Origin of the sequence: Xanthomonas fragariae (genome assembly GCF_900183975.1) — a bacterium.
Lineage (GTDB): Bacteria > Pseudomonadota > Gammaproteobacteria > Xanthomonadales > Xanthomonadaceae > Xanthomonas > Xanthomonas fragariae.
Window position 1 is genome coordinate 2550280 of the sequence record NZ_LT853882.1, and the last position, 21341, is coordinate 2571620.

Genomic DNA, 21341 nt, shown 5'->3' on the forward strand with positions numbered 1-21341 from the left:
CGCCGCTAATAGGTGGGACGGAAGTACAGGATCTGGTGGCCGTTCGCCAGCACGCGCGCAGTCATGATCACCCGCTCCCGCGTCTCGAAATACCAGCTGTTCACCGCGCCATCGTGCAGGCGCTTGACCGCATACCACCCAGGTTTGAAGTCGCTCATGGCTGATGCTCCGCATTCGGTTTGTTCGGATTTTGCGTCCGGCAATGTCGGTGGCGGCGGTAGCGGCGGCCAGCCCTCGGGTTTGACCGGTGCATCGGGGCCTTTGTAGCCTTTGTAGCCTTTCGATCCGGCCGCGCCGTTCCAGATCAACAGCCGCACCTTCCCTTCCGGCAGAAAGTGGACATTGAGCGTCGTCCCGGGTTTCTCATAGCGTTCGATGGGGACGACCTTCTCGTGCCAGACCGGTTCGCTGTGAATGCCAGGAATGCCACTAGATGTCGTCCAACGAACCTTGGCGGTGAGCCCCGGGCGCCACTGCCGCGGATAGGTGACGCAGCAGACGAAGCTTCCACCGCCGCCATATGGATAGGAATTCCCCCCCATTGGCCATCGACATAAAGCTCGTGGATGTAGTCCTCGGTCTGGTTGTACGGACTGATGCTCGCTTCGGCAGTTTTGGACGGCTCGGCTTTGCAGGCGGCCAACAGTGAGAGCAGCATCAGCGCGACCAGCAGGCGGGCAACGGCGCGCCTGCTTCTACTACGGGTTTAGTCATCATCATGGTGTCGCATCGTGTCCTCGTAATTGCTGTGGCGAAGCAGCGGCAGCGTGTTGCGGGCAGGAGTCGGGGAACCAGAGCGGGTCACGATGACACGTGGCCGGGAATGCATGGCATGATCGGCGTTTGCCAGCACGCGCGCAGTCATGATCACCCGCTCCCGCGTCTCGGAATACCAGCTGTTCACCGCGCCATCGTGCAGGCGCTTGACCGCATACCCCCCAGGTTTGAAGTCGCTCATGGCTGATGCTCCGCATCGGTGTGTTCGGATTTTGCGTCCGGCAATATCGGTAGCGGCGGTAGCGGCGGCCAGTTATCGGGTTTGACCGGTGCATTGGGGCCTTTGTAGCCTTTCGATCCGGCCGCGCCGTTCCAGATCAACAGCCGCACCTTCCCTTCCGGCAGAAAATGGACATTGAGCCGCGTCCCGTGTTTTTCATAGCGTTCGATGGGGACGACCTTCTCATGCCAGGTTTCGGTTGGATCGTCACCGCCGGGAATGCCACTGGATGTTGTCCAACGAACCTTGGCGGTCAGGCCAGGGTGCCATTAGCGTGGATAAGTGACGCAGCAGACGAAGCTCCCGCCGCCGTACGGGCGCGAGTTTCCGCCCCACTGTCCATCGATATAGAGCTGGTGGATATAGTCCTCGGTATGGTTGTACGGGCTGATGCTCGCTTCAGCAGTTGTGGACGGCTCGGCCTTGCAGGCCACCAATAGCAAGGCCAGCGCGGCACAACCGAAGGCGCTGCGAAGGCTGTTGTGCGCGCTCATGCGGTCTGCTCGCCGAACGGGCTGCCATCGTGCCGCGGCGGGTCGGCGTCGAGCTGCTCCCACACCTTGCGGTCCCACAGCGGCATGTGCTCGGCCAGCGTGTGCTCGCCGGCCTGCACCCCCGCCCAGGTGTCGGCGAGGGCATGCAGACGGTGAAACCCTTCGCCGCAGGTCATGCTGAGCACCACGAATTGCAGGCGGCTGTGCGGATCGCGGACGCGGTAACTGTCCGCGGTCTCCAGGATGGCGCACAGTCGGGCGTGGAACTGGCCGCGCCGCTCGGCGGGAACCAGGCTGGGCGTCTGTTCGAGCAACAGGACGAAGATCGCATCGGCGTCCGACGCCGCGCGCAAGGCGCGGAACTGTGCGGCGCTCAGCCGCAGGTGCGCGGCGCTATCGGCGGCCAAACCGCCGGGAGCGGGCTGCCAACGCGCATAGGCGGCATGGCGGTCGATCCAGCCCCGGTCCTCGATCGCCTGCTGGACGCGGCTGCGCTGCGCGGCATCCAGCTGGCGCAGCAAGCCGGGCAGCATGCGGGTGTCGGCAAAGCGGCAATGCAGCGGCTGTTTGCGCTCTTCCACGGCGATATTGGCCAGATAGCCGGCCAGCGCCTGCAGCTGTGCCGGTTCCGCCACGCCGTAAAGGAAGCTCAGCGCGGGAGTGCCGGCCGTCCAGTTCAGCAGGGTTGCTATCTGCTTGGCGTGCGCCGCCGGCTCGGTGTCCAGCGCCACCAGCCACACGGCATGCTCGGCAAATGCCGCCAAGCTGGAGGCGGCATAGGCGTTGTAGTGCGTCCATCGGTTGCGTTGCATGCGGCGATGCAGCGTGGTGGCATCGAGCAGCGCCAGATCCAGTAAGACCCAGGATGGATGGCTTGCGCAGATCGCCGCGGCGAGCGCCTGCTGTCGCGCGGTATCGGGACGGTCGTAGGCGAAGTCGATGGAACTGCTCATGGTGGCCGCCGCGCTTATTGGAGAACGGCGCGCCGGCACGTGCCGCCTTGAGCATGCACTCCACGCAGACCGACTGCGGGAACAGTGGCAGCGGCACGCTGCGCTGCACCGGCCCCACGAACGACTTCTTGCTCGCCTGCACGGTGATGGTGCCGGGGCAGGCGAAGGTGAGGTTGCCGCCTTCGATGGTGACGCTGGCACCGCCAGCCACCGCCAGGTGGATGGTCTTGCCCGCCGCCAGTTCCACTTCGGCGTTGGCGCTGATCAGCTTCAGTCCTTCTTTCGACTGCACGCGCACTTCGTCCGACTGCGCCTGCACGTCCAGCGCGCCTTCGCCGCTGACGAGGCTCAGGCTGTTGGCTTGCGTTTGCCCGCCGTCCACCGCCGCGGCCAGCACGCCGATCGCCTGGCCGCTGTGCAGGCGGGCGGTTGCCGGCGCGGATTGCTTGGCTGTGCCGCTGGCACAGTCATCCATGGCACGCGGTCTATCGCATCGCGCTTCCCATCATCCCGAACGCCTGGTCGATACGGGGAACGTTTGCGGGCGGCATGGGAGTGGTCAGCGGGTCGACGCATTCGCGCTGCTGCCAACTGCTGGTGAGCTTGAAGACTGAGCGGTAACGGAGATAGCCATTGGTAGCGGCCACCGGAATATCCAATTCGGTCCAACGCTTGATGTAGAACCCCGCCAGCGAGTCGTGGACATAGTTGTCGAACAGGTTCGCAACCACAGGTGGAACGGACTTCTTGCTGAGCACGACATCGAGCAGTTCCTTGGTGCCGGCGTCCGCCAGATCTGCGGAGACAATGCGCCTTGGAGGCACTGGGCGCGGTCCCTGAAGGCTGGTTTGCCACGCCTGGTCTCTTGCCTTGTAATCGGCAAACGCCTGTTGATACCCATCGACCGCATCGTTTTGCCGGCTCATATCGGCGACCAGTTGGCCGAAGGCGTGCTGCGCTTTGGCCAAGTCCACTTTGTCCTCAGCATCGGCGCGCAAGTAAAACGGCTGTTGCAACAGACTGTCTGGGCCCTCCCACAGGCGCATGCCTTTCCACTGAACATACTGGCGACAGTGCTGCCTGATCTGCTGCATATGATCTCCCCCGGCTATCGCGTGTCCGGCCAGCCAACCGTTGTAGGCATCGATCAGTTGCGTATGGCAGCCGAAGTATTTGGCAAGTGCGGGACGTTGACGGATTTCCTCCATCGTCATCAGCGGCACGCCGGCCTTGATGGCTTCATGGTGCATGTCGATCAGCGGAATCTGGGACAGCTTGGCGGCGCCAAGCGCCTGCCCATCGACGAAATCCTTGCCCTGGCCACCCGGGCTATAGCCGCCACCCACATCAGAATGCATGCCCGGATACAACACTTCCTTGCCGGATGCCGCCAGATCCATCGGAAAATTGATGCGCTGCTCGTGCAGCGCGGCGAAGTGCACGCACTGCTTGACCTCGGGATGGATGCTCATCATCTCGCCATGCGCCCAGGCCATCTTGCCCTCGCTGACGCGCGACATCGCCGCCATGCCCACCGACGCCACGGTATCGAAAATCCCCAGGAACGTCAGCTGCATCGGCACGCCGGCCAGGTTATAGCCGCAGCCGCTACCCCAGGGTTCGACGACTTCATAGAGCCAGTGCACGAAAGCGCGAGCTGTAGCCGCTCCGCGCGAGAAGCCGAACACCGCGATATTGAGCGACTTGACTCGACGCTGATGGGTCTTGACCAGCTGTTCCAGCCTGCGGCCATAGACTTCGAGGTAGGTGCGGCGCCTGAAGCCCTCTGCGAGCGAGAGTTGGCTCATTTGACTGACGATTAATCTGGCGTCTTTATCTTCGATTAATAGCGCATCCTCTTTTAAGTATCTATGGATAGAGTTATAAACCTGAATTATAGCCCAATTAATTCGATGCGCCCCATACAGGGCTGCCGCACCTCCTAGCATGCTCCCCTCAGTAGAGGTATCACCAACTTCAGGAAATGGAGTTCCGACTCCTGGAATATAAAAGGAGAACAATCCATTACCAGTTTCATTGAAGCTAGCATCCAAAAGACGAGCGACATTGCTATGTCCATCTCGCGTGCGCTGGGTCTGTTTACTACGCTTCTTTCCCTCGATAAAGGTACCTTCCCACTTCCAGTTATTGCCGGTACCGTCAAAGAATAGATTGACGTGCACCTGGCCCTGGCATTCCGAGTTCTTGTCGCGCAAGCACGCCATCGCCTGTGCGCGGCGCTGGGCCTCGGAAGGGGTAAGCCGGCGCTGCCCATCGGGCGGCATCGGCAACGCCCCAGTGGGATAGCTCGTCATTTCTGATCTCCTTTACGTCCATTTTTCCAGACTTCTGCCGGATCTTCACCTGGATACAATCCAGCTTCAGGACCTTTCAACGGATAGTTTGGATTTCCAATTCCAAATGGAGGGACGAAGACCTTGATCTCACCACTGCGCAGGAAGTGGACAGAAAACTGCGCCGTATGATTTGCATCATACTTTGGTATTTCGACAACACGCTTCTGATAATTTTCGTCGTAATCATTGGTCCAGCCGACCGTGACCTTCAAGCCAGGCTTCCAAGGGTCAGGGACGCTAATGCAGCAAATAAATTTCCCACCTCCACTATGCGCCTGCAAAAACCCCCCTTCATTGCCATCCACCGTGAAATGCCCGATATCCTTGTCGGTATGGTTGTAACCCACCAGGTTGGTGGTCACGGTATTGCTACCGTGGCAGGCGCTGATCCACATCAGCAGCAGGCCGTACAGGACGCAGCGCGCGAGCTTCATCATCCAAGGCATCAGTCGTGGCTTCATTTGTCGAACGGTCCCTTGGGCGGCACGCCTGGCGTCAGTTCGACATCTTTCCCTTTGAGCGGGTAGTCCGGGTGCCACAGGGCATAAATGGTCACGAAAACCTTGATCTGGCCGTTGCGCAGAAAATGCACTGCCATGTCGCCATATTTGTCGTAACGCGGCACTGGCACCCGACGCTCCTGATAGTTCTCGTCGTAGTCGTCGGTCCATCCGACCGTCACCGTCATGCCCGGCTTCCAGGGCTTGAGGATGCTAATGCAGCACACAAATCCACCCCCACCTCTATTGGATTGTAGAAACCCACCTTCGCTTCCGTTCACCGTAAAGTGTCCGATGTCCTTGTCGGTATGGTTGTAGCCCACGAGGTTGACGCCAACGGATTCCTCGCCGCAAGCGGTCAGACATGGCAGCAACCCGAGTAACATCACGATCCCCCAGGCTGTCCATCGAGTACGTTTCACAGTGCGCTCCTAAGATGGTCGGCGATGTCGTTTGAAGGCGCCATCGGTGCCGATTCCCAGAGCGGCCTGCCCAACTCCCAGACATGGTCGGGGACCGTGGTGGCCCATGCCGCAAATGCCTGGGCGTGCATCGATGCTGGTGCGGCCAGACGTTCTGCGACGTCGGGATGGCTGCGGAAGCCGCCATTAGTGTAAAGGGCGAGCAGCAAATAGTGCACATGATCGTCGATGGAACCGAGCCCATGCGTACGGGCCTGCTCCATCTGCTGTTTCACAAACGGATAAAGAACCCGATGCTCAACGCGTCGCATTTCGTCGGGAATGATCCGGCGCAGCTGCGCAATGGCGACATCGGGCTCGCAGGCTTCTAGAAACTCGGCGTACTGTGCGTCATCGAGCCGTAATGGCGGTAGCGCAGCCAGACCCGCAGCCAACGGCCCAGGCAATGGTAGCGGTTGCAAGTCGCCGAACCGATCGAAGTAATGCCATTCTTCAATGCCAGCGGTGAATACGGCTTTTTGTTCGGCGGTGAGCAGTTGCAGCCAGACTGGAAGAATGCGCGTGTCGTACCAGCGCAGCAGCATGTCACGCTCGCCCTGTTCCGGCACCTTGACCAGATGGAAGGCGCGGAAGTGGCAGGCGAGATCTTGCATCGGCAATGCACTGCCGATGTAGCTGACCGCGGGCTTTGCCGCGCCCAGCCGTTCGAGTTCCAGCGCCAGGCGAGACGTGGGGTCGGCTCGGTCGCAGGCGACCAGGAGTGGTGCGATCTCGGTCAGGCTCTCTTCGGCCTGCTGGTCGAACAGGGAGCAGTAGGCCGCGCCCAGGCGATCCAGTCTTTCATGGAAGTGGGGACGCTGAGCGCTGTCGATCACGGCGTAATATCGCATCACACCAGCACTCCCGGGGTTCCTTGGCGCGCTGCATCCAGGATGCAGCTCTTGCAACTGCTGCGTGGGAACTGCGGCAACGGATACGCCTGCTGCACCGGCCCCACGAACGACTTCTTGCTGGCCTGCACGGTGATGGTGCCGGGGCAGGCGAAGGTGAGGTTGCCGCCTTCGATGGTGACGCTGGCACCGCCAGCCACCGCCAGGTGGATGGTCTTGCCCGCCGCCAGTTCCACTTCGGCGTTGGCGCTGATCAGCTTCAGTCCTTCTTTCGACTGCACGCGCACTTCGTCCGACTGCGCCTGCACGTCCAGCGCGCCTTCGCCGCTGACGAGGCTCAGGCTGTTGGCTTGCGTTTGCCCGCCGTCCACCGCCGCGGCCAGCACGCCGATCGCCTGGCCGCTGTGCAGGCGCGCGTTGCCGGCGATGGCCGCTTCGCTGCCCGCACCGCTGGCCAGCGTCAGCGTCTCGCCCACGCTCCAGCTCAGGCCCTGGCCGGCCACCACGCCGATCCCCGACGGTGCGGCCAGGCCCAGCAGCGCATCGCCGGTGTGCGGCACCCGGTCGTCGCCCGGGCTGGCACTGCGCTCGGCCGCCGCGCCCTTGGCGTCGGCGTAGGCCGTGCCCGGCACCGTGGTCTTCACGCTGGTCAGCAACGCCTGCAAGGGCGCCTGCTCGGCGATCAGCTTGGAGTGGTTCGCCTGGCCCACGCCTTCGTGCGCGGCCAGCGTCACCGTCTGGTGCGTGCCCGCCGCCTGCGAGAACGTCTTGCCCAGCGTCTGCAGTTGGCTCAGCAATGCGCTGGGCTGGGTCGCCTCGCCGGCCGGGCCGCTGCTGCGCGCGTAGCTGCTCAGCCACAACCCCGAGGTGGCGCGCACCGCGCCCCATGCGTCGGTGCGCAGTTCGAAGCCTTCCCCGCGGAAGCTGCCGCGGTAGTTGTCGGCCTGGTGGATCAGGTGCCCCAGGTTCAGTTGCGTGGCCGCCTGCGTGGTCGCAAGTTGCAAGCGCAGTTGCTGGTCGCTGTCGTCGAACACCAGCCGGCTGTGGCCAGCGCCGCCCCATTCCTTGGATTGCACGCCCCACAGCGCGGTGGCGTTGCGGTGGTTGTCCGTGCCGCCGCCGGCGCCGTGCCAGGCCGGGGCGTGGCCGCCGGCCAGGTTGGCCTGCGCGCTGGGTCGGCCGTCGCCGGCCTGGGCATACAGGCGGGTGTCGGCCTCGGCGCTGGTGCCGCCGGGGGTGGCGGGAACGCCGGCTTCGCCCTTGCCGTTGTACAGCGCCCCCAGCACCACCGGACGGTCGATGTCCCCCTCCAGGAAGCCCACCAGCACTTCCTGGCCGATGCGTGGCAGGAACTGGCTGCCCACGCCCGGGCCGGCGTAGCGCTGCGCCACCCGCAGCCAGGTGCTGTCCTGCGCCGCCGGGGCCGACGCGTCGTGCTGGAAGTGGAACCTGACCCGGATCCGGCCCAGCGCGTCGGCATGGACCTCCTGGCTGCCGCCGGTGCTGCCATCGGCGCCGACCACGATGGCGCTCTGGTAGCCCGGCGCGGTCGGCCGCGGGTTCAGCCGCGCGCCGGTGCCGTCGGCCAGCACCGGCCGCCACGGCTGCTGCCGGTCCACCGCCTCGAAGGCGTTGCCGTAGCCCACCGCCTCGGCCTGCGCCCAGGTGCTGCGTGCCGCCACCGCGCTGGCGTCCGGCCATGCCGGCGCGGCGCCCAGCTGCGCCTGCGCCGCCGCGCGCACGTCCACCGGCAGGTTGTTGATGCCCGCATGCCACACCCGCGTCAGCAGCTGCGGCGCCTGGGTCAGCGTGAACCAGGTACCGGCGCGCAGCGTGCGCACCGTGCTGCGGCCCTGCCACGGCGACCACTGCGCCTCCTGCGCCTGCGCCATCAACCCTGCATAGCGGTCCGCTTCCTGTGCGCTGGCGAAGGCGTACATCCCCACCGGCTCGTACAGCTCGCGCAGCGATTGTCCGCCGCCGCCGTGCAGCGGCAGTTGCGCGCTGCGCGCCTGGCGCGTCTTGAAGTCTTCGCTGAGCACGGTCAGCCGGCCGCTGCCCAGCCGCCGGGTGGCGCCGATCGCCAACACGCTGTCGGCCGCCTCGGTGGCGTCGCTGCGGTGGTAGCGCAGCCCGCCGCCCTGCGCCGAACTGGGGTCCTGCGGTTGCGCGGCGCTGTCGGCGAACACTACCAGCTGGTGCCCGCCGGGCGACGCGTCCGCCTCCTGCAGCCGCCAGCCCAGCCCTTCCTCGGCCAGCAGCCGCTGCACGAAATCCAGGTCGCTCTCGCGGTATTGCACGCAGTAGCTGCGCGGCCGCGCCTGGGCCAGGAACCCGCTCACCTCGTCGCTCCACTGCCAGCTCGCCATCGGCGCGTAGTCGGCGAACACCGCCTCCACGATCTGCACCAGCGTGCGCTCCTGGAACACCCGGCTGTGCCGGCCCTGCGACAACCACCACGTCCACGGCACCAGGCCCACCCGGTAGCGCGCCAGACCGCCGTCGCTGCCCAGTTCGTACGCTTCGTGGATCAGCCCCGTGCGCGGGCTCTCGCCGCCATCGGCCAGCCGGGTGTACAGCGTCGCGCGACGCCCCAGCCACGCCTCCAGCGGCAAGTTCGCCTGTGTGCTCAGCGACGCGCGGACGAAGGCCACGGACGGCTTGTTGGCAATACGCGTTCGCATGATCACTATCCTTGGAAAAATGAAGAAGTCCGCTTCCATGGCAAGCCTGTGTCAGACACGCTCTGCGCATTGAGCACCACGGGTATACGGACTTAATTCCGATGGCATTCGGACGCACGCCATTCACTCCTTTTCCTAGCGACTTGTTCCTTAGCGACTTGCTAAGATCGCTCATCGATCCCAAGCGAGACAGACATTCATGAAACAACGTCGCCGCAGTTACGTGTCTGCCGGTATCTGGTGCTCGGCGCTAGTTGCCATGAGTGGCTGCCAGGCCAAGCCTGCGAACGGGGCCGCCGAGCCGGCGGCGGACGTGCAGGCGCGCGTGGAAGCATTGAAGCAGAAGACGCTCAAGGATTTGGCGCAAGTGAAAGGCGGCACGTTCCTGATGGGCGATTTCGGGCCGGTGCACAACGCGGACAAACTGCCCTATAGCGGCGCGCGCGACGACGACGTGCTGCGCAACGTGACCCTGGACGGCTACGCCATCACCGCGCACAAGATCACCTATGCGGACTATGACGTGTATACCGATGCGACGGGGAAGCCGAAGATAGCGCAGGATAAAATGGATCTGGAGTATCGAAACCTTCCCGATATCCCGGCCGGTGTGAACTGGAACGAAGCGCAAAGCTATTGCCGCTGGGTCGGCCAACAGATCGCCAAGAAGATGGATCTACCGACGGAGGCGCAATGGGAATACGCCGCGCGCAGCGGCGGCAAGATGGTGGTGCGGCCGACCGATAATGGGGAAATCGAGGATGGCCGCAACGTCGCATCGTTTGATGAACAAGAAAAATTTAGAGGCGAGCATGGCTACATGTACGGCCCAACTCCCATTGGCAAATACCCAACAAATCCTTTAGGCCTGTACGACATGATCGACCACGGCTTTGAATGGGCGCGCGATTGGTATGCCGAATCCTACGACCCCAAAGACCTGAAGAATCCCCAAGGACCTAAGACCGGTACGGACAAGGTACAGCGGGGCCACTCGAACTCGGGCGGGGATTCACTCGGATTTGTATCAATGACATTTACCCGTTTCCATCAGCCCCCCAGCCCTCCTTTAATGCGTGACCCGAATGATGGAGAGGATTACAAGGTGAACCAAAATGCTTTCAATACTTTTCGCTGCGTAGCCGAAACAAAATGATCTGATCGCTTGTGCCGCCGGCTTACACAGCCGGCGGCACAACATCTTTAGGAAAGGTCTGATTAACCCATGCATCGCCGCTATGCGGCTCAGTCAGACAAATAAGTTAAGCTTCGCGCAAGCGGGTTAATCAGAACTTCTTTAGTGCTACGCCATGTACTCATCTTGTTCTTGCTCCGCCGAGCTTCCATGATCCATCGCCAACATGGTCTTGGCCGCTTCGCGATCGATCCCCAGATACTGCGGATCGATTGCCGCGAACATCGGCGATTCCTGTCCGTCCAGCATGGCCAGCTGCGTGCCGTCCATCTCGTTCAAGCTGGCCACCTCATAGCCCTTCGGATACGTCCCCATCAGCGTGGACCGGTGCTTTAGATAATCTTCCAGGTAGGTATTCTGTGCGTCCTTTGGCGTCGAGTCCGGCTTGTCGTTGAGCGGGTCGAACACCCCGCCTTTTAGATCGGGATTAAGTGAGATGCCATAGTTGAGGAAGCGCATCACATCGCCGTCGGCTTTGCCGGGATCGCCCGCCTCGCGACCATCGATTGTCATATGTTGCATCACGTTGCTCCATTCCGGGCGCAGCTTGACGCACTTCATGATATTAATCACCGCCTGCTTGTGCTCATTGAGGTAGTGCACCTGCATATCCATACCTTTGTACTTCACCTCTGGCGCGTCGTTCCAGTGCGTGGCCCAATCGTGACGGGTGAGCGCGTACAGCAGCATGCCGCGGGTTTCCGGGGTGGCGTAGATCAGCCAGGCAGGCTTCTTGTTGATGCTTTGGACGAGTTTCTGGCGGTTTTCTGCTTTTTCGAGGCTATCCATTGTTTTTTGTAAAGAAACGTTAATCGCATCTACATTAGAGGCGAGTTGCTTCCCAATATCTGAGTCTTTCGCAATCGCCAAAAATAGCAATCGAGAAAGCGCCAAGAACGCATCCTTGGCTATATACACCAACACCTTAAACCCAGCATGCGCCAACTGGTAATACACCCATTTGACGAACTCCAGCATGCCCTCGGCATCGACCACGAACTCCACTGCGCCTTTCGCGCCCACGCCCCAGCACAGGCGCGCGCTCGCCTTGACCCGGAACTTGCCCTGCGCGTAGTAGATGTTGAGTTGCGCGCTGGCGCCGGCACCGGCACTGACGGCGACATCCAGCGATAGTTTGGCGAAGGCCACCGGCTTGGTCTTCTCCGGCGGCAACCATTGCAGTTCCCCGGAAGGCATCAGGCCGCCTTCGGCGCCCGCGAACGCTTCGGCAGTCACACGCATCCCGTTCATATCGCTGGGCGCGGTCTCGTTCAGCGATGCCGGCACTACACGTCGCGACGGAGCGCCGTTGGGGCCGGGCGGATCGCCCAGGTCCGCGCGCGGCAAGCCGTGCGCCTGATCGAAGTTCGACGCCAGGCTGTCGGTGCGGTCACGCGCCTGCGGCTGCACCCTCGCCCGGTTGCCGCTGTACGACACGCCCACCGCCCCGGTCATCGACGCCTTCGCGCCCACGAACCCGTACAGCTCGCAGGCTAGCTGGAACAGGATCGCCCCCAGATCCATCCCGCCGAAGTTCATCTGCCAGCCCTTTGTGCTGGGAATGCTCAGCGTATGCACCCATTTGCCCTCGAACAGGATCAGCTTGGCCTGCGCATTGGCCGAGGCCTGCGCCTTGAAGTTTTGCTTGTTCGGGTCCCATCCCAGCTCCGAACTGGCCCCCGCGCCGGCGGCGCAACGCAGCCATTGCGCGGCCGTATCCACCGCGTAGCTTTCGCTTTTCTTGACCGTCTCGCTGAACTGGTTGCCGCCCACATCGATCATGTCCCACACCCACGGATCGGTCTGCACGCTCCCGCTGGATTTGGCCGTGGCTGTGATCTTGGACAAGGATTCCTTGAACTTCGCCGCATCGAACTGCTTGCGATCCGAATATTCGCCCTTGGCCTTGACCACCTCAGCCGTCGCATCGCCATGCTTGGCCTTGACCGACACACTCATCTCCAGCCGGGTCGGCACGCCCATGATCCGGCGCTTCTTGTACTCCTCGTACTTCTTGCGCGGCAGATAACGCCTGCGCAATCCCATCCGATCGCGCACGCTGCCCTCGCCCGCATCGCGGCCCTTGTCGTAGCTTTCGAAGGTGACCACTTCCACCAGGTCCGCCTTCTTGGCGAAATCCTTGTTCAACATGGTCGCGACCTTGTCTTCGGCAAGGTTCAGATCTTTCTCGGCCTGCCGGATCGCCTCCGGACTGCGTCCTTGTAGTGCCTGCGCCAGCGTTGAACGCGCGTGGTGCACACCGGCCAACGTGCTTTCGACATGACCGCTGACCGCCTCGAATTCCTTCCACACCTCCGGCGTCAACAGCAACAGTTCCTCGTCTTGCGCGTTGAGGACTCTCGGGTGTGTCGATGGCGTAGGCACGCACACCACTTACTCTTTTTTTAGCGACTTGTTCCTTAGCGACTTGCTAAGATCGCTCATCGATCCCAAGCGAGACAGACAGTCATGAAACAACGTCGCCGCAGTTACGTGTCTGCTGGTATCTGGTGCTCGGCGCTACTGGCCATCGGTGGCTGCCAGGCCAAGCCTGCGAACGAGGCCGCCAAGCCGGCGGCGGACGTGCAGGCGCGCGTGGAAGCATTGAAGCAGAGGACGCTCAAGGACCTGGTGCAAGTGAAAGGCGGCACGTTCCTGATGGGCGACTTCGGGCCGGTGCACAACCCGGATAAGCTGCCCTATAGCGGCGAGCGTAACGACGACGTGCTGCGCAACGTGACCCTGGACGGCTACGCCATCAGCGCGCACAAGATCACCTATGCGGACTATGACGTGTATACCGATGCAACGGGGAAGCCGAAGATAGCGCAATATAAAATTGATCTCGAATATCGCAACGTCCCCGAATTACCAGCAGGGGTCAGCTGGTACGAGGCGCAAGGCTATTGCCGCTGGGTCGGCCAACAGATCGGCAAGAAGATGGATCTTCCGACGGAGGCGCAATGGGAATACGCCGCGCGCAGCGGCGGCAAGATGGTGGTGCGGCCGACCGATAATGGGGAAATCGAGGATGGACGCAATGTTGCTTCATTTGAGCAGGCAGGGAGCTTCAGAAGCGAGCACAAATACATCTACGGCCCAACTCCTATTGGCAAATATCCACCAAATCCTTTAGGCCTGTACGACATGATCGACCACGGCTTTGAATGGGCGCGCGACTGGTATGCCGAGTCCTACGACCCCAAAGACCTGAAGAATCCCCAAGGCCCTAAGACCGGCACAGAAAAAGTACAACGCGCACATTCAAATTCCGGCGGGGATTCGCTTGGGTTTGTATCGATGACATTTACACGCTTTCATAAGCTCCCCGCCCCTCCTTTAAGGCGTGAACCGGGCATGGAGGGAGACGAGTACAAGATGAACCAAAATGCTTTCAACACCTTTCGCTGCGTAGCCGAAACAAAATGACCTGATCACTTGTGCCGCCGGCTTACGCAGCCGGCGGGACAGCATCTTTAGGAAAGGTCTGATTAACCCATACATCGCCGCCATGCGGCTCAGTCAAACCAATAGCTTCGCGCAAGCGGGTTAATCAGACCCTCCTTAGTGCTACGCCATGTACTCATCTTGGTCTTGCCCCACCGAGCTTCCATGATCCATCGCCAGCATGGTCTTGGCCGCTTCTCGATCAATTCCTAGATATTGCGGATCGATCGCCGCGAACATCGGCGATTCCTGTCCATCCAGCATGGCCAACTGCGTGCCGTCCATCTCGTTCAAGCTGGCGACCTCATAGCCCTTCGGATAAGCCCCCATCAGTGTGGAACGATGCTTCAGATAATCTTCCAGGTACGTATTCTGTGCGTCCTTTGGCGTCGAGTCCGGCTTGTCGTTGAGCGGGTCGAACACCCCGCCTTTTAGATCGGGATTAAGTGAGATGCCATAGTTGAGGAAGCGCATCACATCGCCGTCGGCTTTTCCGGGATCGCCTCCCTTGCTACCATCGATGGTCATATGCTGCATTACATTGCTCCACTCCGGGCGCAGCTTGACGCACTTCATGATGTTGATCACCGCCTGCTTGTGCTCGTTGAGGTAGTGCACTTGCATGTCCAGTCCTTTGTACTTCACCTCCGGCGCGTCGTTCCAGTGCGTGGCCCAATCGTGACGGGTGAGCGCGTACAGCAGCATGCCGCGCGTCTCCGGGGTGGCGTAGATCAGCCACGCAGGCTTCTTGTTGATGCTTTGGACGAGTTTGTGGCGGTTTTCTGCTTTTTCGAGGCTAATCATTGTTGTTCTTAAAGAAGCGCCAATCTCGTCTACACCGGAGGCGAGTTGCTGACCGATTTTTGTGTCTTTTGCAATTACCATAAACAAAATATTCGACAACGCCAAAAACGCATCCTTGGCCATATACACCAACGTCTTGAACCCAGCATGCGCCAACTGGTAATACACCCATTTGACGAACTCCAGCATGCCCTCGGCATCGACCACGAACTCCACTGCGCCTTTCGCGCCCACGCCCCAGCACAGGCGCGCGCTCGCCTTGACCCGGAACTTGCCCTGCGCGTAGTAGATGTTGAGTTGCGCGCTGGCGCCGGCACCGGCACTGACGGCGACATCCAGCGATAGTTTGGCGAAGGCCACCGGCTTGGTCTTCTCCGGCGGCAACCATTGCAGTTCCCCGGAAGGCATCAGGCCGCCTTCGGCGCCCGCGAACGCTTCGGCAGTCACACGCATCCCGTTCATATCGCTGGGCGCGGTCTCGTTCAGCGATGCCGGCACTACACGTCGCGACGGAGCGCCGTTGGGGCCGGGCGGATCGCCCAGGTCCGCGCGCGGCAAGCCGTGCGCCTGATCGAAGTTCGACGCCAGGCTGTCGGTGCGGTCACGCGCCTGCGGCTGCACCCTCGCCCGGTTGCCGCTGTACGACACGCCCACCGCCCCGGTCATCGACGCCTTCGCGCCCACGAACCCGTACAGCTCGCAGGCTAGCTGGAACAGGATCGCCCCCAGATCCATCCCGCCGAAGTTCATCTGCCAGCCCTTTGTGCTGGGAATGCTCAGCGTATGCACCCATTTGCCCTCGAACAGGATCAGCTTGGCCTGCGCATTGGCCGAGGCCTGCGCCTTGAAGTTTTGCTTGTTCGGGTCCCATCCCAGCTCCGAACTGGCCCCCGCGCCGGCGGCGCAACGCAGCCATTGCGCGGCCGTATCCACCGCGTAGCTTTCGCTTTTCTTGACCGTCTCGCTGAACTGGTTGCCGCCCACATCGATCATGTCCCACACCCACGGATCGGTCTGCACGCTCCCGCTGGATTTGGCCGTGGCTGTGATCTTGGACAAGGATTCCTTGAACTTCGCCGCATCGAACTGCTTGCGATCCGAATATTCGCCCTTGGCCTTGACCACCTCAGCCGTCGCATCGCCATGCTTGGCCTTGACCGACACACTCATCTCCAGCCGGGTCGGCACGCCCATGATCCGGCGCTTCTTGTACTCCTCGTACTTCTTGCGCGGCAGATAACGCCTGCGCAATCCCATCCGATCGCGCACGCTGCCCTCGCCCGCATCGCGGCCCTTGTCGTAGCTTTCGAAGGTGACCACTTCCACCAGGTCCGCCTTCTTGGCGAAATCCTTGTTCAACATGGTCGCGACCTTGTCTTCGGCAAGGTTCAGATCTTTCTCGGCCTGCCGGATCGCCTCCGGACTGCGTCCTTGTAGTGCCTGCGCCAGCGTTGAACGCGCGTGGTGCACACCGGCGAACGTGCTTTCGACATGACCGCTGACCGCCTCGAATTCCTTCCATACCTCCGGCGTCAACAGCAACAGTTCTTCGTCTTGCGCATTGAGTACCGCAGGCGCGGTGACCTTGCCCGAGATCTTGGCGACAGTCCCCTTGCCAGGCGCAGCCACCGCCACCTGGCTTTTGACATTCACTTCGTACATCACCGCGTCCGCACCCATGACGCGCGGCTCGAACGCGTCCGAGGTATACGCCATTTTCTCCGCGCCGGGCAGGTTGAACACGAACCAGGCGGTGTCGTTGGTGTAGATCTTGCCGGTATCGCCCTGCTTGTTGGTATTGCCCTTGATCGGCTTGCCTTGCAGATCCGTGGCGGCGACCTGCCGGCCGGCGGCATCGTAGGTGTAGGCGACAAAAGGCGCGCCGACGATCGGTTGGTTGCCTTGCTTGAACTGGAAGCGCACGCGCAGATGGCGCTTCAACAGCACGTCCTGTGTCTGCATCGGCTGGGCTATTACGCTGACCGATGGCAAGACCAGCCTAGGCGCTTGCTTTACGTCCGGATGCAATTCCGGCTCCACATAGGCAGACACCACTTGGCTCCATACCTGTAGCGTATAGCGCTCCATGCCGTCGTACGTCATGCTGAACAACGCATAAGACGAACTCACCCCGGGCGTGGACGCTGCCTGCTTGGGCTTGACGGAAATCCGCTGCGTGCGTCCGTCTTGGCCAGTGCTGCCTTTGGCCACTACTTCGCCTGTCGCCTGCACCACTCGGTAGCGCACATTCGCGCAGGGGACCGGCAAGCCCGCGGCAGTCTTGTAGCAGAGCCTGAAATCGCCCGTTGCCGCTGGCGCTTCGTAAGCATTGCTGCCGGTCGTGGAACTGGGCAATGGAGTCGTTGCAGCCTCATGCGTTGCCATCTGACACCTTGTAATAACCTTCGTGACGTTCGTCGGAAACCATCAGATGCACGCTGTCGGGACCATCCGTGATCACTTGTTCGGTTTCGCCTTGTGCATTCGTTTTGCCGGTCACCACCGAGCCATCAGCCAGATACATCGCGTAGTCGGCGCTCTTGAGCGGTTCACCCGTGTAGTCACGCAACACGTATTTCAGCTTGTACGGCGTCGCTCCGGGAACGGGAAGCTTGTAGGACTTTTCGACCGGCCCCACGAACGACTTCTTGCTTGCCTGCACGGTGATGGTGCCGGGGCAGGCGAAGGTGAGGTTGCCGCCTTCGATGGTGACGCTGGCGCCGCCAGCCACCGCCAGGTGGATGGTCTTGCCCGCCGCCAGTTCCACTTCGGCATTGGCGCTGACTAGCTTCAAGCCTTCCTTCGACTGCACCCGCACTTCGTCCGACTGCGCCTGCACGTCCAGCGCGCCTTCGCCGCTGACGAGGCTCAGGCTGTTGGCTTGCGTTTGCCCGCCGTCCACCGCCGCGGCCAGCACGCCGATCGCCTGGCCGCTGTGCAGGCGCGCGTTGCCGGCGATGGCCGCTTCGCTGCCCGCACCGCTGGCCAGCGTCAGCGTCTCGCCCACGCTCCAGTGCAGGCCCTGGCCGGCCACCACGCCGATCCCCGCCGGCGCCGCCAGGCCCAGCAGCGCATCGCCGGTGTGCGGTACGCGGCCGTCGCCCGGGCTGGCGCTGCGCTCGGCCGCCGCGCCCTTGGCGTCGGCGTAGGCCGTGCCCGGCACCGTGGTTTTCACGCTGGTCAGCAGCGCTTGCAAGGGCGCCTGCTCGGCGATCAGCTTGGAGTGGTTCGCCTGGCCCACGCCTTCGTGCGCGGCCAGCGTCACCGTCTGGTGCGTGCCCGCCGCCTGCGAGAACGTCTTGCCCAGCGTCTGCAGTTGGCTCAGCAATGCGCTGGGCTGGGTCGCCTCGCCGGCCGGGCCGCTGCTGCGCGCGTAGCTGCTCAGCCACAACCCCGAGGTGGCGCGCACCGCGCCCCATGCGTCGGTGCGCAGTTCGAAGCCTTCCCCGCGGAAGCTGCCGCGGTAGTTGTCGGCCTGGTGGATCAGGTGCCCCAGGTTCAGTTGCGTGGCCGCCTGCGTGGTCGCAAGTTGCAAGCGCAGTTGCTGGTCGCTGTCGTCGAACACCAGCCGGCTGTGGCCAGCGCCGCCCCATTCCTTGGATTGCACGCCCCACAGCGCGGTGGCGTTGCGGTGGTTGTCCGTGCCGCCGCCGGCGCCGTGCCAGGCCGGGGCGTGGCCGCCGGCCAGGTTGGCCTGCGCGCTGGGTCGGCCGTCGCCGGCCTGGGCATACAGGCGGGTGTCGGCCTCGGCGCTGGTGCCGCCGGGGGTGGCGGGAACGCCGGCTTCGCCCTTGCCGTTGTACAGCGCCCCCAGCACCACCGGACGGTCGATGTCCCCCTCCAGGAAGCCCACCAGCACTTCCTGGCCGATGCGTGGCAGGAACTGGCTGCCCACGCCCGGGCCGGCGTAGCGCTGCGCCACCCGCAGCCAGGTGCTGTCCTGCGCCGCCGGGGCCGACGCGTCGTGCTGGAAGTGGAACCTGACCCGGATCCGGCCCAGCGCGTCCCCACCGGCTCGTACAGCTCGCGCAGCGATTGTCCGCCGCCGCCGTGCAGCGGCAGTTGCGCGCTGCGCGCCTGGCGCGTCTTGAAGTCTTCGCTGAGCACGGTCAGCCGGCCGCTGCCCAGCCGCCGGGTGGCGCCGATCGCCAACACGCTGTCGGCCGCCTCGGTGGCGTCGCTGCGGTGGTAGCGCAGCCCGCCGCCCTGCGCCGAACTGGGATCCTGCGGTTGCGCGGCGCTGTCGGCGAACACTACCAGCTGGTGCCCGCCGGGCGACGCGTCCGCCTCCTGCAGCCGCCAGCCCAGCCCTTCCTCGGCCAGCAGCCGCTGCACGAAATCCAGGTCGCTCTCGCGGTACTGCACGCAGTAGCTGCGCGGCCGCGCCTGAGCCAGGAACCCGCTCACCTCGTCGCTCCACTGCCAGCTCGCCATCGGCGCGTAGTCGGCGAACACCGCCTCCACGATCTGCACCAGCGTGCGCTCCTGGAACACCCGGCTGTGCCGGCCTGTCCGCCTGGGCGGTGGGCAGCTGTGTGCGCAGTTGCCCGTCACTATCGTCGAACAGCAGCAGGTGATGACCATCGCTGCCCCATTCCTTGAGCGGCCGTCTCAGGCATGTGGGGCAAGGATCGTACGAATTTTGTAGTAATCGGCTGCTGTCATATCTGTCATCAACGTTCCGCCTGAGAGTGAAAAGTGCTCGTAGGAGTCGTGTACGTAATTCTCGAAGAAGTGCTCGACTTCCGGAGCTACAGTTCGCCTACCCGCGACATTGGGAGTGCCTGTGCGCGCCGCTTGCGTGCGTCCCTGGTATCGAAGTAAGTGCTCCATTGTGCGCAAGGGTTTGTCGTCAGGGTTAAGGTAGCCATTCGGAAGCGCTTCGCGCTTCTGTTCGAGATCCTGCATGGCCAAGCCTGCATCGATCCAACCCCAGTAAAGCTCCATGTGCGACGTCATGACTTCTTTGATTAAGCCGCTTTTCTTCTTGACATTACTCAGGTATCCCTGAAGGGCAGCATGATGCTCGGTACTCACATCGTAAGAAGGCGCAAAGCGGCTATGCCAAAATGCAGATTGTTGCATCTCCTCAACCGATCGGAGCTTTAATCCAGTGCCTCTGGCATGATCCAGCATCTGAAGTAGTGCTATGCGTGCCAGCTTATTCGTACGGCCCTGTTCCTTGTCGCTGTAGCCTCCGCCAACATCCGCGTGAGCACCTGGGTAGACAACTTGTGTGTAGCGATTCGTGCCAAGATGGGTGAGAGGGAAGGCGTTGCGCAGCTCGTGAGCAGCTACGATATGCAGGCATTTTTGCACGTAGCTTGGGAGGCTTATCTTTACAAGTTCAGGGCGTTTGTTTACTCCGGCGCCACCTACTGACTCAACGGTGTCGAAAATTCCGAGAAATTTGAAGCTTAAAGGAATTCCATCATAGGTTAGACTATTGCCGCTAATCTTAACTTTGCTATGGTTCGCGAGCCAATTTACGAACGCCCGCGCCTCAGTAGCACCACGGGAAAAGCCAAAAGCCGCAACATTAATTTCGTCGACACGCGTGAGGGATTGTTGGTTTTCGATCGCCAATTGGAAGTCGAATAGCGCCTTTTCTAGGCGGCTCTCTAAACCCGTTCCGAAACCTTTGTTCCAACTGCTTTCGTCCTCCTTGCACCCGGTCTCGTCAGTCCAGGCGACAGTTCCTCCCCGAGTTGCAATTGGCTTCCGCTCATAGCGGTCCTTGAATTCGAAAGGCGTTCCGATGCCCTCGTAATAAAGGGAAATAATGGCTTTCGTAGGCTCTAGAATTTGTGCGTCGTAAAGTGCTGCGATATTACTGTGATTACGAGGGAAGTCATTGTTGCGATGGTTGCCGGTGCCGTCAAAGAAGAAGCTAATCCATAACGGTACATGGCAATTTACGCAGGCCGGTCCGCCACTTTTTGTGCGCGTTTTCTCCCTTGCCCTTGCGACCATGTTCTCCACTGCACGAACGCGTGGGGCTATGACGTTGGGGTCTCCGCTCATTGCTTTTTTACCTCCATGTATTCGCTGTAGCTACTTCTTCCGGGCAACATGTATTCGTCGGCGTTTACTTCTTTTTTAATTCCCAGTTCCGCCAGTCTCGCGTTAAGTAGGTCGCTACGAGGAGCTATGGAGGCCCCTAGTGTGGTTTCGATGACTACCTTGCGTTTCGGGAGGATATGTACGATCACTGTATTCGCATCCTTTGGCCATGGCTGTTCTACCACGGCTTGAATTAAGTATTCGCCGCCGATTGCCGGCTGGACAATGACAGGAAGTTCTTTGCGATGAGGATCCAGTGAAGTGCAGCAGTCTCGCCCCCCGCCCTTCACGTCACCCGGTCGAGCTGATTCGAACGGGCCGCCTAGGGTTTCGCCGTCTACCTTAATTGCTGCAATCGGCTCGTCTGAATAGTTGAAAACTACAGCAGTTAATCCGCTCATCTTTCCTTCCTGCTTAGACTGCCCACATCCCGCCAAAGGCCAAGCCAGTCCAAGGATCATGACAGCGAGTACAACGCGGGGAGTGAGTGCGGTGCGGATGACCTGCGAAGGGGTGTTTGGCATGTTCATAGTTA

At 61.8% G+C, this 21341-nt stretch carries 14 protein-coding genes and 4 pseudogenes; 2 read left to right on the plus strand and 16 right to left on the minus strand.

Translation table 11 applies throughout. The features are described 5' to 3' along the window. Nucleotides 1-5: 5 nt before the first annotated feature. The 11 genes and pseudogenes from PD885_RS22065 to PD885_RS11860 all read right to left on the minus strand — a co-directional run bounded on the left by PD885_RS22065 (nucleotide 6) and on the right by PD885_RS11860 (nucleotide 9297). Entirely contained in the window at nucleotides 6-158 is a 153-nt protein-coding gene (locus tag PD885_RS22065) for a hypothetical protein (RefSeq protein ID WP_002801633.1), read from the minus strand. Beyond that, nucleotides 155-673, minus strand: a pseudogene (locus tag PD885_RS22070) (DUF3304 domain-containing protein). Before PD885_RS22070 ends, PD885_RS22065 begins: the two are co-directional and overlap by 4 nt. A gap of 33 nt (nucleotides 674-706) precedes the next feature. After that, on the minus strand, nucleotides 707-958 hold the full coding sequence (locus PD885_RS11820; protein WP_088056894.1) for a hypothetical protein: 252 nt from the start codon (nucleotides 956-958) through the stop codon (nucleotides 707-709). After that, a pseudogene (locus PD885_RS11825) lies at nucleotides 955-1449 on the minus strand (DUF3304 domain-containing protein); the annotation flags it as partial. The pseudogene PD885_RS11825 and the gene PD885_RS11820, both read right to left, overlap by 4 nt. 38 nt (nucleotides 1450-1487) lie before the next feature. Beyond that, on the minus strand, nucleotides 1488-2444 hold the full coding sequence (locus PD885_RS11830; protein ID WP_002801732.1) for a DUF4123 domain-containing protein: 957 nt from the start codon (nucleotides 2442-2444) through the stop codon (nucleotides 1488-1490). A 19-nt stretch (nucleotides 2445-2463) separates the two neighbouring features. Beyond that, nucleotides 2464-2877: pseudogene (locus PD885_RS11835) on the minus strand (DUF2345 domain-containing protein); the annotation flags it as partial. Nucleotides 2878-2929: 52 nt separating this feature from the next. Beyond that, nucleotides 2930-4759, minus strand: a complete 1830-nt coding sequence (locus PD885_RS11840) for a phospholipase effector Tle1 domain-containing protein (RefSeq protein ID WP_231895745.1) — start codon at nucleotides 4757-4759, stop codon at nucleotides 2930-2932. Next, nucleotides 4756-5235 carry a DUF3304 domain-containing protein gene (locus PD885_RS11845; RefSeq protein WP_065975301.1) on the minus strand — a complete coding sequence of 160 codons (480 nt, stop codon included), beginning with the start codon at nucleotides 5233-5235 and terminating at the stop codon, nucleotides 4756-4758. Before PD885_RS11845 ends, PD885_RS11840 begins: the two co-directional genes overlap by 4 nt. A gap of 23 nt (nucleotides 5236-5258) precedes the next feature. Next, nucleotides 5259-5723: a DUF3304 domain-containing protein gene (locus PD885_RS11850; RefSeq protein WP_108772778.1), complete on the minus strand. Its 465-nt coding sequence runs from the start codon at nucleotides 5721-5723 to the stop codon at nucleotides 5259-5261. Beyond that, nucleotides 5720-6598 (minus strand): DUF4123 domain-containing protein, encoded by an 879-nt coding sequence (locus PD885_RS11855; RefSeq protein ID WP_231892663.1) that lies wholly within the window; start codon nucleotides 6596-6598, stop codon nucleotides 5720-5722. Before PD885_RS11855 ends, PD885_RS11850 begins: the two co-directional genes overlap by 4 nt. Before the next feature lie 14 nt (nucleotides 6599-6612). Beyond that, nucleotides 6613-9297: a type VI secretion system Vgr family protein gene (locus tag PD885_RS11860; RefSeq protein ID WP_083215106.1), complete on the minus strand. Its 2685-nt coding sequence runs from the start codon at nucleotides 9295-9297 to the stop codon at nucleotides 6613-6615. Between the two features lie 199 nt (nucleotides 9298-9496). On the opposite strand from PD885_RS11860, the gene PD885_RS11865 reads away from it, so the two are divergent. Then, on the plus strand, nucleotides 9497-10453 hold the full coding sequence (locus PD885_RS11865; RefSeq protein ID WP_040761876.1) for a formylglycine-generating enzyme family protein: 957 nt from the start codon (nucleotides 9497-9499) through the stop codon (nucleotides 10451-10453). 147 nt (nucleotides 10454-10600) lie between these two features. On the opposite strand, the gene PD885_RS11870 is transcribed toward PD885_RS11865, so the two are convergent. Further along, nucleotides 10601-12823, minus strand: coding sequence for a DNA repair protein (locus tag PD885_RS11870; RefSeq protein WP_231895746.1), 2223 nt, complete (start codon nucleotides 12821-12823; stop codon nucleotides 10601-10603). Between the two features lie 138 nt (nucleotides 12824-12961). Here PD885_RS11870 and PD885_RS11875 point away from each other — a divergent pair, with 138 nt between their 5' ends. Next, nucleotides 12962-13921, plus strand: coding sequence for a formylglycine-generating enzyme family protein (locus PD885_RS11875; protein ID WP_088056895.1), 960 nt, complete (start codon nucleotides 12962-12964; stop codon nucleotides 13919-13921). Between the two features lie 141 nt (nucleotides 13922-14062). Here PD885_RS11875 and PD885_RS11880 read toward each other — a convergent pair whose 3' ends face one another. The 4 genes and pseudogenes from PD885_RS11880 to PD885_RS11895 all read right to left on the minus strand — a co-directional run bounded on the left by PD885_RS11880 (nucleotide 14063) and on the right by PD885_RS11895 (nucleotide 21267). Then, on the minus strand, nucleotides 14063-17098 hold the full coding sequence (locus PD885_RS11880; RefSeq protein WP_231895747.1) for a DNA repair protein: 3036 nt from the start codon (nucleotides 17096-17098) through the stop codon (nucleotides 14063-14065). 16 nt (nucleotides 17099-17114) lie between these two features. Beyond that, nucleotides 17115-19249: pseudogene (locus PD885_RS11885) on the minus strand (DUF2345 domain-containing protein); the annotation flags it as partial. A 105-nt stretch (nucleotides 19250-19354) separates the two neighbouring features. Further along, on the minus strand, nucleotides 19355-20767 hold the full coding sequence (locus PD885_RS11890) for a T6SS phospholipase effector Tle1-like catalytic domain-containing protein (protein WP_088056897.1): 1413 nt from the start codon (nucleotides 20765-20767) through the stop codon (nucleotides 19355-19357). Then, on the minus strand, nucleotides 20764-21267 hold the full coding sequence (locus PD885_RS11895) for a hypothetical protein (RefSeq protein ID WP_159093876.1): 504 nt from the start codon (nucleotides 21265-21267) through the stop codon (nucleotides 20764-20766). Before PD885_RS11895 ends, PD885_RS11890 begins: the two co-directional genes overlap by 4 nt. Nucleotides 21268-21341: the final 74 nt, after the last annotated feature.

What these genes read in the sequence shown, in the direction of transcription:
- PD885_RS11895 (WP_159093876.1), bottom strand. Translation starts at nt 21,267, where the DNA reads ATGATCCTTGGACTGGCTTGGCCTTTGGCGGGATGTGGGCAGTCTAAG.
- PD885_RS11840 (WP_231895745.1), bottom strand. Translation starts at nt 4,759, where the DNA reads ATGACGAGCTATCCCACTGGGGCGTTGCCGATGCCGCCCGATGGGCAG.
- PD885_RS11820 (WP_088056894.1), bottom strand. Translation starts at nt 958, where the DNA reads ATGAGCGACTTCAAACCTGGGGGGTATGCGGTCAAGCGCCTGCACGAT.
- PD885_RS11875 (WP_088056895.1), top strand. Translation starts at nt 12,962, where the DNA reads ATGAAACAACGTCGCCGCAGTTACGTGTCTGCTGGTATCTGGTGCTCG.
- PD885_RS11830 (WP_002801732.1), bottom strand. Translation starts at nt 2,444, where the DNA reads ATGAGCAGTTCCATCGACTTCGCCTACGACCGTCCCGATACCGCGCGA.
- PD885_RS22065 (WP_002801633.1), bottom strand. Translation starts at nt 158, where the DNA reads ATGAGCGACTTCAAACCTGGGTGGTATGCGGTCAAGCGCCTGCACGAT.
- PD885_RS11865 (WP_040761876.1), top strand. Translation starts at nt 9,497, where the DNA reads ATGAAACAACGTCGCCGCAGTTACGTGTCTGCCGGTATCTGGTGCTCG.
- PD885_RS11890 (WP_088056897.1), bottom strand. Translation starts at nt 20,767, where the DNA reads ATGAGCGGAGACCCCAACGTCATAGCCCCACGCGTTCGTGCAGTGGAG.
- PD885_RS11860 (WP_083215106.1), bottom strand. Translation starts at nt 9,297, where the DNA reads ATGCGAACGCGTATTGCCAACAAGCCGTCCGTGGCCTTCGTCCGCGCG.
- PD885_RS11845 (WP_065975301.1), bottom strand. Translation starts at nt 5,235, where the DNA reads ATGAAGCTCGCGCGCTGCGTCCTGTACGGCCTGCTGCTGATGTGGATC.